Origin of the sequence: Curtobacterium herbarum, assembly GCF_016907335.1 — a bacterium.
In the GTDB taxonomy this organism is placed as follows: domain Bacteria; phylum Actinomycetota; class Actinomycetes; order Actinomycetales; family Microbacteriaceae; genus Curtobacterium; species Curtobacterium herbarum.
In genome coordinates, this window is sequence record NZ_JAFBBT010000001.1 from 2942185 (window position 1) to 2954374 (window position 12190).

General features: G+C 73.0%; 10 protein-coding genes. 4 read left to right on the plus strand and 6 right to left on the minus strand.

Features of this window, described 5'->3' with window-relative positions:
• The first annotated feature begins 349 nt into the window (after nucleotides 1-349).
• Both JOD51_RS14020 and JOD51_RS14025 read left to right on the plus strand, forming a co-directional pair.
• Nucleotides 350-1648: a PP2C family protein-serine/threonine phosphatase gene (locus JOD51_RS14020; protein WP_204609528.1), complete on the plus strand. Its 1299-nt coding sequence runs from the start codon at nucleotides 350-352 to the stop codon at nucleotides 1646-1648.
• Between the two features lie 185 nt (nucleotides 1649-1833).
• A complete protein-coding gene (locus tag JOD51_RS14025) occupies nucleotides 1834-2805 on the plus strand; it encodes a DUF4190 domain-containing protein (protein WP_204609530.1) in 972 nt (323 codons plus the stop codon).
• A gap of 510 nt (nucleotides 2806-3315) precedes the next feature.
• Here JOD51_RS14025 and JOD51_RS14030 read toward each other — a convergent pair.
• Both JOD51_RS14030 and JOD51_RS14035 read right to left on the minus strand, forming a co-directional pair.
• Entirely contained in the window at nucleotides 3316-4050 is a 735-nt protein-coding gene (locus JOD51_RS14030) for a response regulator (protein ID WP_204609532.1), read from the minus strand.
• Nucleotides 4047-5426, minus strand: coding sequence for a sensor histidine kinase (locus JOD51_RS14035; RefSeq protein ID WP_204609534.1), 1380 nt, complete (start codon nucleotides 5424-5426; stop codon nucleotides 4047-4049). The genes JOD51_RS14030 and JOD51_RS14035 overlap by 4 nt, the downstream gene beginning before the upstream one ends.
• A 210-nt stretch (nucleotides 5427-5636) precedes the next feature.
• Between JOD51_RS14035 and JOD51_RS14040 the strand changes: the two genes are divergently transcribed.
• Both JOD51_RS14040 and JOD51_RS14045 read left to right on the plus strand, forming a co-directional pair.
• Nucleotides 5637-5987, plus strand: a complete 351-nt coding sequence (locus JOD51_RS14040) for a hypothetical protein (protein ID WP_204609536.1) — start codon at nucleotides 5637-5639, stop codon at nucleotides 5985-5987.
• A 139-nt stretch (nucleotides 5988-6126) separates the two neighbouring features.
• On the plus strand, nucleotides 6127-6558 hold the full coding sequence (locus JOD51_RS14045; protein WP_204609538.1) for a hypothetical protein: 432 nt from the start codon (nucleotides 6127-6129) through the stop codon (nucleotides 6556-6558).
• Nucleotides 6559-6845: 287 nt separating this feature from the next.
• On the opposite strand, the gene JOD51_RS14050 is transcribed toward JOD51_RS14045, so the two are convergent.
• The 4 genes from JOD51_RS14050 to JOD51_RS14065 form a co-directional block, all read right to left on the minus strand.
• A complete protein-coding gene (locus JOD51_RS14050; RefSeq protein ID WP_204609540.1) occupies nucleotides 6846-8876 on the minus strand; it encodes a potassium transporter Kup in 2031 nt (676 codons plus the stop codon).
• Nucleotides 8877-8981: 105 nt separating this feature from the next.
• Nucleotides 8982-9683, minus strand: a complete 702-nt coding sequence (locus tag JOD51_RS14055) for a response regulator (protein ID WP_204609542.1) — start codon at nucleotides 9681-9683, stop codon at nucleotides 8982-8984.
• On the minus strand, nucleotides 9680-11107 hold the full coding sequence (locus JOD51_RS14060) for a sensor histidine kinase (RefSeq protein WP_204609544.1): 1428 nt from the start codon (nucleotides 11105-11107) through the stop codon (nucleotides 9680-9682). Before JOD51_RS14060 ends, JOD51_RS14055 begins: the two co-directional genes overlap by 4 nt.
• The gene (locus tag JOD51_RS14065; protein WP_204609546.1) at nucleotides 11094-12074 is read right to left on the minus strand and encodes a type II CAAX endopeptidase family protein; all 981 of its coding nucleotides are present in this window, start codon (nucleotides 12072-12074) and stop codon (nucleotides 11094-11096) included. The genes JOD51_RS14060 and JOD51_RS14065 overlap by 14 nt, the downstream gene beginning before the upstream one ends.
• Between the last annotated feature and the right edge of the window lie 116 nt (nucleotides 12075-12190).

The following is a 12190-nucleotide window of genomic DNA, read 5'->3' on the forward strand; positions in this document are numbered from 1 at the left end:
GTTGCCAGACCTGACCGGGCTTCCTGCCTGACGTGACCGGGCTTCCTGCCTGACGCGATCGGGCCTTGCTGACGTGACCCGCGCCTCCTGGCCGGTCCGCGGAGCGTCGACGACGTGACGCATCTCGCGTGCGGTCTTCCCAGCGGGACCTTCGAGGCCCTACAGTTCCCCCACATCGTGACGCGGGCGTCTAGGGGGCGCCCGCGCCGGGTGACGGTCCGGGCCCCCCTCGCTGCGCGACACCTGTCGTGCCCGACGCCGGTCCTGCCCGACACCTGTCGATCGGCGTGGCCCCTCTTCGGGCCGACACCCCGTTGTGCGCCCGGTTCTCCAGTAGCCTCCACTGAGCATGTCTCGCCCAACCAGCGTCATCGACAACCCCTTCGTCCGGCAGGCTCCGATCAGCGGCCTGCTGGCCCTCGGTGCGCTGCTGACGCTGCTGCTGCCGACGCTCGAGATCAGCGACATGCCGATGTTCCTCGCCAGCCTGGTCGCCACGGCAGTCGCGACCCTGCTCGCCGCGTTCGCCGCGCACTTCCCGCGTGCGGTCCCCCTCGTGCCGATCCTGCTGGCCGTCGACTTCGTCTCGCTCGCCTTCTTCCGCACCGGCACCGGGGCCGGGGCGTCCGTGTTCACCTCGCTCGTGGTGCTGCCGGTGGTGTGGTGGGCCTCGCTCAACGGCCGTCGGACCATCGTCTACTCGGTCATCGGCGTGACGCTCGTGATCCTGGCGCCCTACGTCCTGCAGCCCGGCATGGCACCCCGACCGAGCGAGCTCGTGCGCCTCGGCATCACCGTCGTCGTGTTCGGTACCGTCGCCGTCATCGTGCACGAGCTCTCCCGCCGCTCCCGCCGCTCGGTGCGCTCGGCCCAGGACAGCGAGGGCCTGGTCCGCGAGGAGATCGACCGCGCCGCCGCCGTCCAGCGCTCCCTGCTGCCGACCTCGAGCGACGGCCTGGGCGAGGGCGTCACCGTCGCCGGGGCCTGCATGCCGGCGAAGAGCGTCGGCGGCGACTTCTTCGACTGGTACCGCACCGAGAACGGCATCGCCGTCGGGCTCGGCGACGTGATGGGCAAGGGCGTCGGCGCCGGGCTCATCGCCGCCGCGGTCCGGGCCACGATCCGGAGTGCCCGCACGGTCGACGATGCGTCCGAGGCGCTGCGCCGTGCCTCCGACGGCCTCGCCGCCGAGGGTGCCGGCACGGACGTCACCTTCACCACGCTGTTCCACGCCCGCATCGACGACGACGGGTCGCTGCAGTGGGCGGACGCCGGGCACGGGCTGAGCTTCATCCTCCGTGCTGCCGGAGGGGTGGAGCGCCTGCGTTCGGTCGACCTGCCGCTGGGGATGGGCCTCCGGGACGAGTGGGCGACCACCACCGGGACCCTCGAGCCGGGCGACCTGCTCATCTCGTTCAGCGACGGCGTACTCGACCTGTTCGGCGGACGCGACGACGCCGTGGACTCGGTCGCCGAGCTCGCGCGTGCCGATCGGTCGCCGGCGGCGCTCGTCGCAGCCCTGGCGGAGCGCGCGGCCGAGGTGCCGCACGACGACGACGTGACGGTCATCGCGATCCGCCGCGAGGCCGCCCCGGCCGAGCCGACCGAGGTCGCGGCTGCGCCGCTGTCCCGGGGCCGCGGCGCCTGACGCCGGCGCGGGCCGGCGGGCCGGGCTCGCCGAGCCTCGGCTGGGCGGACATGTTGCGCCGTCCGGCAGGCGCGAACTGTCCGCCAGGCCGAGGCTCGGCCCCAGCGACAGCGATCGCTCGGGTCGTAGAACGTCACCCACTTTGGGGATACTCAGGTGACTCCAAGGATTGAGAAACTGTCGACATGAGCTTCACGCCGCCCGCGTTCGATTCGAACGGCCCTCCCCACTTCCAACAGGTGTCACCTCCGCCCAAGCCAGCGAGGAGCGGGGTGGGTACGACGGCGATGGTCCTGGGCATCGTCGCCGCGATCATGTCGATCGTTCCGGGCCTCTCGTACATTGCATGGCTCTTCGCAATCCCGGCGGTAATCCTCGGGATCATCGGCCTCCGCAAAGCTGGGCACCCGCACGGGCGAGCCCTCGCCGGCCTCATCGAAGGAGCGGCTGCGTTGGTCGTGGCTATAGCTGTCAGTGTCGCCAGTGCCGGCGACTTCTCGGACGGTTTCAAAGACGGGTACGAGCGCAGCCGCAGCGCATCCACGACCGAAGCTACGCAGGCACCGTCAAAGGATGCAGAAACAACTCCGGTGAAGAGCACGAAGCCAGCACCTGTTCCGGCGCCGGCAGCTTCGGAACCGGCAGCGAAAGCACCGGCTGAGGCCGAATCGCCGGCAGACGGCGAGTTCGGAACGTACCCAGCCGATGAAGCAGCCTTCATCGCGGGCGTGCAGGCAACCACGGCTGACCTTCGCGGCGACCTCACTGACCTGCAGCGCTCTCAGGCGCTTCGGAATCGCGATGCTTCTCTCTGCACGACCCTTGGCGACGCCGCCGCTACCGACTGGACCGGGAAGATCAAGAACATCGGCGCAAATGGGGAGGGGAAGGCCTACGTCGAGGTCGAGATTGCATCTGGGATCACCGTCATGACGTGGAACAACGCTTTCTCGGACCTAAACGACCAGACGTTGATAGATCCGTCCGCTCCGTTCTTCAACAACCTCGTAGCCATGAAGGAAGGACAAAAAGTAAAGTTCTCGGCGCAGATGGCCGCCGGAGACTCGTCTTGCCTGAGCAAGGGCAACCTCACCGAGACGTTCTACGGAATCACTCCGGAGTTCATCGCGCACTTCACCAACGTCACATCCGCTTGACGCTGGACTGACCGACCTCCGAGTCGGGACTGGCGACAGCGCTCGAGCACCAGTGTCGAGCGCTGTCACCCACCACGCTCGAACCAGCTCCCGCCAGGCCGGGGCTCGGCCCCAGCGACAGCGCTCGCGCCCCGCCGCACGCGAGCACTGTCGCCCAGCGCGAACCGCGCTGGCCCCGCCCCGCGTCTCCCGCCGAGCCTCGGCTGGGCGGACATGTTGCGCCGTCCGGCAGGCACGAACTGTCCGCCAGGCCGAGGCTCGGCCCCAGCGACAGCGCTCGCGCCCCCGCACGTGAGCACTGTCGCCCAGCGCGAACCGCGCCGGACGGGAGGCCCGCCCCGGCCCCGCCCCGCGCCGCGCCTCCCGGCCGAGGCTCGGCTGGGCGGACATGCTGCGGCCCCCGGCAGGCACGAACTGTCCGCCAGGCCGAGGCTCGGCCCCAGCGACAGCGCTCGCACCGCCGCACGCGAGCACTGTCGCCCAGCGCGAAACGCGCCGGCGCGCCCGGCGCTACGCGGACCAGTCGGGACGGACGAAGCCGCTCTCGTAGGCGAACACGACGGCCTGCACGCGGCTCGCGGCCCCGACCTTGCCGAGCACGCTGCTGATGTGGGTCTTCACGGTGGCCTCGCTGATCCAGAGGTCCTTCGCGATCTGCGCGTTGCTGGCGCCGCGGACCAGGGCGGTGAGGACCTCCCGCTCGCGTGCGCTCAGTGACGCCAGCGCTGGGGCGTGCTCGGCGGGCGGCGCAGGCGTGGCCGAACCGGCAGCGCCGCCGGCAGCGCCACCGGCAACACTGCCGGCAGTGCCGCTGCCGGACCGCACCCCGAGCAACCGGTTCTCGAGCAGCGCGCGGGTCATCGACGGCGCGATCAGGGTGTCGCCGGTGTGGGCGGCGCGGACCCCGGCGGCGATGAGGTCCGGGCCCGCGTCCTTGAGCAGGAACCCGAGCGCACCGGCCTGCACGGCGTCGAGCAGGTACTCCTCGTCGTCGAACGTGGTCAGGATGACGACCGCCCCCGCGGTACCGGCGGAGACGATCGAGCGGGTGGCCGAGATGCCGTCGAGCACGGGCATCCGCACGTCCATGAGCACCACGTCGGGGCGAAGGTCGACGCAGAGGGCGATCGCCTCGGCCCCGTTCGGTGCCTGGCCGACGACGGTCAGGTCGGGTTCGGCGTCGACCATCATGCTGAGGCCGGTGCGGACCACGGCCTGGTCGTCGACGATCACCACGCGGATCACGACGCGACCACCCGACGGTCGGCAGCAGCAGCAGCAGCAGCAGCCGAGCCAGCCGATGCCTGCCCAGCCAGGCCGACGGGCCCAGCCGGCCCGGCCGGCCCAGCACCCGACCCCGGGACGGGCCGGACGCTGCCCGCGGTCTGGCCACGGGCCTCCCGGGGTGCCTCGAGCGTGACGCGCCACCCGCCGCCCTCCGCCGGTCCGGCGTCCAGGACCCCGCCGATCGAGGCCGCGCGCTCCCGCATCCCGCGGATCCCGGCGCCACCGGCGGCGAGCTCGGGCACCCGGGGGCTGCCGCCGGAGCCGCCGTCGTCCAGGACCTCCAGGCGGATGCGGTCCTCGGACGCGGCCAGGCTGATCCGCACCGAGGAGCCGTCGGAGTGCACGAGGGTGTTGGTCAGGGCCTCCTGGCAGACGCGGAGCACGGCGAAGTCCTGCATCACGCCCAGGGTCTCGGGGACGCGCAGGTCGGCGTCGACCCGGACACCGGTGGCGCGGACGCGGTCGACGGCGGCCTCGAGGGCACTCCGCAGCGACACCGGGGCGTCGGTCGTGCCGCCGTCCCCGCCCGCGCGGAGGACCCGGACGACCTTCCGCATCTCGGACAGCGCCTGCTGCCCGGTGCCCGCGACCCACGAGGCGTACTCGGCGAACTCGGCCTGGTCCGCGACACCGACCCGCACCAGGGCCTGGGAGCGGACGACGATGGCGGCCATGTGGTGGGCGACGACGTCGTGGACCTCGCGGGCGACGGCGGTCCGCTCCTCGGAGGCGATGCGGGCCTGGTCGGCCTCCCGCAGGCGGACGAGCTCCTCGTTGCGCCGCTGCAGCACGAGCTCGGAACGACGACGGCGGGCGGTGGCGCGACCGAGGAACGCGGACGCCACGAGCAGGATCCCCATCAGGACGATCGTCGACCAGTCGGAAGTCTCCAGGAGCGTCCGGCCCAGCAGCAGTGCGAGGGGCCACCGTTGGACGGCGAGCACCCAGGACTCCGCGGGGGCGAACGCGAGCGGCAGGAACAGCGCGGACAGCGTCGGCACGACCACGACCGCCAGCACGGCGAGCACCCGGCGCCCGGCCGCGCAGGCGAGGTAGACGGCGATCACGAGCGGGATGAGCCGCACCGTCGGCACGCCGAACGTCCACATCGGCCAGCCGACGACGACCCCGACCACCACGAGCAGCGGGTACGGCAGGCGCTGGCCGACGCCGATGCAGAGCGCGACCAGGGCCGCGGTGATCCGGTAGTCGTCGAGGCTCGTCGGGTACCAGCCGGCGCGGTGCAGCCCCTCCATCGCCAGGAGGGCCACCGCCAGGAACCCGATCCCGGCCAGGGCAGCACGTGCCCACGGCGGGATCGAGAGTGGACGCATGGCGTGAGGCTAGCCGCCCAGGGCGACTCCGCGCCTCCTCCGAAGGACGGAGCGCGCGTCGGCCGGTGATCAGTCGAACGGACGGGAGGCCCACCACCTTCCGCCGATGCGCCCTGCGCCCGCCTCGTCGGAGGCTGGACCTGCCGCAGTGAGCGGTCTGCCGCACTCCGCGGCAGCGCCGCGGTGAGCGGCCGTCGAACGGAGCACGAGATGCAGAAGAAGACCGCTGTCAGCCTGGCCACCCTGGCGCTCATCCTGGCGATCGCGGGGACGGGCGTCGCGGCGGCGACCATCGCGAGCCCGCAGGCCTCGTCGGACACCGTGCGTCCCGCGACCACCTCGACGACCGTGCAGACCACCGCCGCGACCTCGGAGCACGGCGGGTGGCCGGGGCAGCTGCCGGACGCCGACCGGTTCCACGGGCTCTCCCGGTCGGACCAGCAGGCGGTGCTCCGGCGGGTCGACCGGCTGCTCGGGGACCTCAGCGGTTCCCGGGCCAGCGAGGTGCTCGTCACGCAGCTGAGCAGCTACCGGAGCGAGCTGGCGCGCCTGCGGCGGTAGGTGGTGCGGCGCGGCCCGGAAGTTCGGCCGAGCCTCGGCCAGGCGGACACTCTGCGGGCTCCGGGGCGCGAGTCTCGTCCGCCGGGCCGAGGCTCGGCGAGCCCTGGACGGCGGCGGGCGCGTGCCGCACACTGACGGCATGGGCTGGGGGAAGCGAGCGCTGGCGCTCGGGATCGCGTGTGTGCTCGGGGGCGGGCTCGCCGGGTGCGCTGGGATCAGGAGCGGGCAGTGCATCGACCACGTCTCGCTGACCCCAGCGGAGCAGGCGCAGCAGTCGTCACTGATCGTCGACGCCGATGTCCGCTCGACGGACCGGACGGTCGAGGCCTCCGGCGAGTACCGCGTGTACGAGGCAGCGATCACCGACGTGCGGAAGGGCCGGACGCTGGGCGACCGGATCGAGGTGATCGCGACCTCCGACCAGTGCACGTCGAGCGGCCAGCCCGTCGAGTACGTCGACGGCGACCCGCTCGCTGAGTTCGGTAGCTACCGCCTGTACCTGACGCGGGTCCGGGGTGGAGGCCCGTGGCAGCTGGTCGTCCCGGGTGCCGCCGAGCGCCTCCCGGCTTAGCCGCGGCCGCCGCGCCGCGCGCCGCGCGCCGGCCACCCACGCCGAGGCTCGGCCCGGCGGACACTCTGCGGCTGCCGACGGGCGCAATGTGTCCGCCCAGCCGAGGCTCGGCGAGCGGCGCAGCGCGCGGCGCAGCGCGCGGCGCAGCGCGCGGCGCAGCGCGCGGCGCAGCGCGCGGCGCAGCGCGCGGCGCAGCGCGCGGCGCAGCGCGCGGCGCAGCGCGCGGCGCGCGGCGCGGCGCGCGGCGCGCGGCGCGGCGCGCGGCGCGCGGCGCGGCGCGGCGCGCGTCAGACCTCGACGTCGCTGCCCATCGTCACCGTGCGGCGGAGCGGCAGCCCGAACCGCGCGGCCGGGTCGGCAGCGTTGTGCGCCATCGCGACGAACAGCTTCCGCCGCCACGACACCATGCCGCCCTTGCCCGCCCCGGTCCGGAGTGCGCCGCGCGAGATGAAGTACGACGCCTTCGACATGTCCTCCTGCGACAGGTCGATCACGCCACCGGCACACGCGGCACGCATCGCGGCGGGCAGGTCCTGGTCGTCGGAGAACCCGAACGTGATGGTGATGTGGTCGATGCCGTCGTCGTCGTAGCCGAGCTCGTCGCGACGGAAGGCCTCCTCCAGCGCCACGTGCGGCACGTTCGCGGTGAGGACGGACACGATGATGACCCGCTGGTGCACGACGCCGTTGTGCTCGACGTTCGCCCGGAGTGCGAGCGGGGTCGTCTCCTTGTTCGGGTGCGGGAACACGGCGATGCCCGGGACGCGCGGGATGTGGTCGGCGTTGACGGTCTCGATGAACTCGGCGAGCGAGCCCTCACGCTTCCGCCGCTCGATCTGCACGAGCTGCCGGCCGCGGTGCCACGTCGTCATCAGGGTGATCACGGCGAGGGCGATGAGCAGCGGCACCCATCCGCCGTGCAGGACCTTCGACAGGTTGCCCGCGAGGAAGGTCAGCTCCAGGCCGCCGAACACCACGGCGACGGTGACGAGCTTCCAGGTCGCCCAGCGCCAGAGCGGCTTGACGACGACGAGCAGCAGCAGGGTGTCGACGACCAGGGCACCGGTGACGGAGACGCCGTACGCGGTGGCGAGTGCAGCCGACGACCGGAACGCCAGCATGATCGCCATGACGCCGATGAAGAGCAGCAGGTTGACGGCCGGCAGGTAGACCTGGCCGCCCTCGCGCTTCGAGGTCTGGCGGATGGTCAGCGGCGGCAGCAGTCCGAGCTGCACGGCCTGACGGGTCAGCGAGAACGCGCCGGAGATGACGGCCTGGCTGGCGATCACGGTCGCCGCGGTCGCCAGGATCACGACGGGCAGCTGCGCCCAGTTCGGGAACAGCAGGAAGAACGGGTCCTTCGTGGCGGTCGGGTCCTCGAGCACCAGCGCCGCCTGGCCCAGGTAGTTGCAGACGAGCGCGGGGAACACCACGAAGAACCAGGCCCGGAGGATCGGCATCCGCCCGAAGTGGCCCATGTCGGCGTACAGCGCCTCGGCTCCGGTGATGGCGAGGACGACGGCGCCCATCGCGATGAAGGTGATGAACGGGTGCGCGAACAGGAACGCGATCGCCCACGTCGGGGACAGGCCCTGCAGGACGCCCGGGTGCTCGACGATGCGCGGGATGCCGGCGAGAGCGATGACGACGAACCAGAGCAGCATGACGGGGCCGAACGAGGCGCCGACCTTCGCGGTGCCGAATCGCTGCACGATGAACAGCCCGATGAGGATCACGGCCGCGATCGGCACGATGAGGTGCTCGACCGACGGGGCAGCGGTACCCAGGCCCTCGACCGCGGACAACACCGACACCGCCGGGGTGATCACGGAGTCGCCGTAGAACAGCGAGACGCCGACGATGCCGATGATCAGGAACACCGTCGTGCCGCCGGGCCGGTTGGCGTGCAGGCGTCGGGCGAGTGCGGCGAGCGCCATCACCCCGCCCTCACCGTGGTTGTCGACGCGCATCAGCACGAGCACGTACTTGATCGACACGACGATGGTGATCGACCAGAAGAGCAGCGAGATGACGCCGTACACGTCCTCCGGGACGGGTCGGACGATGCCGCCGTCGACGCTGAACACGGTGCGCATCGAGTAGAGCGGGCTGGTGCCGATGTCGCCGAACACGACGCCGAGCGCCGCGAGGGCGAGACCGGCCTTGCCACGGCGACCCGGGGCCTCCCGGCTGGTGGGCCGCTGCGCGGCCTTGGCGGGGTGCGTGGCGTCGTCGCCGGGGCCGGCGTCACCGGGCTGGGAGTCGTGCCCACCCGAGGGGTGGTCTGACGACTGCGACGAGGCGCGGGTCTCGGTCACGGTGGTGCTCTCCAGTCCGGGCCGTGCGGACGACGGCCGCGCTCATCATGCACCCGTGGAGTGACAGCAGGTCGCGAGGCGCACGCGTGCCAGCGCCGATCGGCTCTACGCGTCCGGTTCCGGGACGGTGACGATCCGGTTCTGGTAGGCCCAGACGACGGCCTGCAGGCGCGACCGGACGCCGAGTTTCGGCAGCATGCGCGCCAGGTGCGACTTCACCGTGGAGACCTCGACGACGAGCGACGCAGCGATCTCCTCGTTCGACATCCCCTGGGCGAGCAGCAGCAGCACGTCGCGTTCGCGGGCGGTGAGGACGCCGTCGACCCGGTCCCCGGTGACGGGCTGCAGGCTCCGGCGGGAGGCGAACTCGCGGAGCACCCGCCGGGTGAGGGCCTGGTCGAGGGTGCCGTTGCCGGCCGCGACCTGCCGCACCGCACCGATGATGACGTCGGGTTCGGCGTCCTTGAGGAGGAACCCGGACGCCCCGGCCTCGAGGGCGCCGAACACCAGGTCGTCCATGTCGAACGTGGTGAGCATGAGCGCGGGCACGGCCGGGTCGGCGTCGGGCCGGCAGAGCTCGCGGGCGACCTCGATGCCGTTCCGGACCGGCATCCGGATGTCGAGGACCGCCACGTCCGGCCGGGTGCTCCGGGCGAGCTCGAGGGCCTGGCCCCCGTCGGCGGCGACGGCCACCACCTCGATGTCCGGTTCCGCGTCGAGCAGGGCGGAGACGCCGGCGCGGACGAGGGGCTGGTCGTCGGCGACAAGGACGCGGATCGTCGGGCCGTCGGGCGTCGTGTCGGTCATCGGGGGCCTTCCGTGGCGTCGGTCGCGGGTCGGGCCGCGGTGTCCGCGTCCGTGACCGGCGGGGCGGGGGTGGGCAGGTCCTCCCGGCCGAGACGCAGGCTGACGGTCCAGCCGCCGGCGTCCGTCGGACCGACCTGGAGGCTCGCCCCCACCAGTTCTGCCCGCTCACGCATGCCTCGCAGCCCGTTTCCCCCCGCCGGCGTGCTGCCGACCGCGGGGACGGTGGCCGGCCCGTTCTCGACGCGGATCGCGAGGTGGTCGTCGGCGCGGTCGTCGATCGTGACGGTGCACGGCGCTCCGGGGGCGTGCAGGGCGGCGTTGGCGAGGGCCTCCTGGACGGTGCGGTAGGCGGCGAGCTGGGCGAGCGGTCCGACGCCGTCGCCGAGCGGGCGCGACGCACGGGGGCCGGCCGCCGCTGGCAGGACGTCGAGTCGGACGTCGCTGCGGAACCGGGCCCGTTCGACCAGGTCGACGACCCCGGCGACGGTCTCGACCGCGCGCTCGGCGGGGCTGTCGTCGCGGAGCAGGCCGACCAGGCGGCGCAGGTCCTCGAGCACGGCGGTGCTCTGCTCCCGGACCTGGCGGACCCCCTCGTGGGCACGCTCGGGGTCGGTGTCGATCTGGCGGTCGATGACGGCGGACATCAGGGCGATGCCGGACAGGTGGTGGGCGGCGATGTCGTGCAGCTCCCGGGCCATGGCGGCGCGTTCGCGGGAGACCGCGGCGTCGATGCGGGCGTCGGCCTCCCGGTCGACGGCGGTGGCCTCTGCGGTGCGGGCGGCGCGGACCTCGCGGCGGGACAGCACGACCAGGGTGATCAGGAGCGGCAGCCCGATCGCGCCGACGGCCTGCAGGACGCCCTGCCCGATCGAGCCGGTCAGGCCCTGGACGAAGTCGGCGCGGAAGCCGCCCGCGTTCAGCGCCCACAACACCGCTCCCCCGGTGACGACCAGGACGGACGCTGCAGCGAGCGCGGGCCACAGCCGGGCGAGCGGGACCCGCAGCGCGACCAGCACGACGGCGACGACCACCGGCAGGGTGGTGAGGCCGAACAGGTCGAACGACCGCGGGGCGAGCGCCGCGACCGCGATCGGGATCGCCGCCGCGACGACGAGCATGGTGCGCGGCGCCCGTCGGGCCAGGAGCAACCCGGCGGACTGGGCGGCGAGGCCGAGCGACAGGATCGTCCACGCCGCGCTGGCGACGGCCGGGTAGCGGGAGACAGGGCCGACCGGGTCCGGATCGGCGGCGTCGAGCGGCGGCAGGGCGAGCATCAGCGCGAGGGCGACCGCGAAGGTGACGAGCGCGACGACCCAGAGCGCGCGGGGCCGGCCGGCCGGCGCGGGCGCAGGCGACACGGACGCAGGCGACACGGACGCGGGCGCCGCCTCGGGCGCACTCCGGCGCGGCTCAGCGGTTGCCATCGTGCGATCCTACGAGGCTCGTGGTGGCACGCGACGGGATCGGGGCGTCGATCGGCAGCGCCCGACGCGCCGGGTCGTAGCCGAGTCGGCCGCGGGTGACGACGAGCAGCACCACGGCGGCGACGGTCGACATGATCGTCAGGCCGATCATCAGCGTGCCGCCGGTCATGCTCGGGTACATCTCGGGGAACAGCGACGAGATCGTGTTGTTCAGCCCGACGTGCAGCAGCATGGCCAGGGGCAGGCTCTCGCCGGTCTTGTTGAACACCTGGACCATCACGACGTTGAACGTGATCGTGAAGAGGGCGAACACGACCGGTTCGCTCCAGTGCGCGTCCGGCCATCCGCCCCAGTCGCTGAGGTAGAGCGGCATGTGCCACAGCGCCCAGATCGGACCGAGGACCGCGGCGGCACCGAGTCCACCGAAGCGGTGCTGCAGGCGGGGCAGGGCGAAGTCGCGCCAGCCGGGCTCCTCGCTCAGGCCGGTGGAGAACAGCTGGATGACCAGTCCGGGCACCAGGGCCGAGAGCGCCAGGGCGGAGGGGGCGTGCACGTCCCCGCCGGCGAACGGGATCGCCGAGACGACGACCAGGCCCGGCACGACGACGAGCGCCAGCGCGTACCAGTACCAGGCGACCCGCCAGCGGAACAGCCGTCCCACCCAGCGGCGGAGGCCGGTGCGACCGTCGGCGACCGCGGTCACGATGAACGCGCTGCCCAGCGGGCCGAGCAGGGCGCCGGGCAGGACGCCGCTGAACTGGGCGGTGCCCAGGACCTCGGGGAAGTGGAGGTCCCACACGCCCACGCCGTGCGGCGACAGGATGTACGGCACCCAGGCCAGCCAGCTCAGGCCGAGGGCGAGGGTGAAGAAGGTCAGCAGGGGGTGCCGCGTGATCACGCCCCGGACGCCGCGGCGGTCCTGCCGCGGGGTGCCGGTCGTCGACCGGGCTTCGATGGTGTTCGTCATGACGTCGACGCTAGGAACTCCGCCGTTCCGGGACGACCGGCGGAGGGAGGCACCTGTCGGACCTGCATCGAAAGGAGGAGTCCCGCTGCGGCGGTGTCTGTGCCACGCTGTCGGTG

Coding starts and splice junctions, on each gene's coding strand:
- JOD51_RS14020 (WP_204609528.1), top strand. CDS start 350: ATGTCTCGCCCAACCAGCGTCATCGACAACCCCTTCGTCCGGCAGGCT.
- JOD51_RS14025 (WP_204609530.1), top strand. CDS start 1,834: ATGAGCTTCACGCCGCCCGCGTTCGATTCGAACGGCCCTCCCCACTTC.
- JOD51_RS14035 (WP_204609534.1), bottom strand. CDS start 5,426: ATGCGTCCACTCTCGATCCCGCCGTGGGCACGTGCTGCCCTGGCCGGG.
- JOD51_RS14040 (WP_204609536.1), top strand. CDS start 5,637: ATGCAGAAGAAGACCGCTGTCAGCCTGGCCACCCTGGCGCTCATCCTG.
- JOD51_RS14045 (WP_204609538.1), top strand. CDS start 6,127: ATGGGCTGGGGGAAGCGAGCGCTGGCGCTCGGGATCGCGTGTGTGCTC.
- JOD51_RS14055 (WP_204609542.1), bottom strand. CDS start 9,683: ATGACCGACACGACGCCCGACGGCCCGACGATCCGCGTCCTTGTCGCC.
- JOD51_RS14060 (WP_204609544.1), bottom strand. CDS start 11,107: ATGGCAACCGCTGAGCCGCGCCGGAGTGCGCCCGAGGCGGCGCCCGCG.
- JOD51_RS14065 (WP_204609546.1), bottom strand. CDS start 12,074: ATGACGAACACCATCGAAGCCCGGTCGACGACCGGCACCCCGCGGCAG.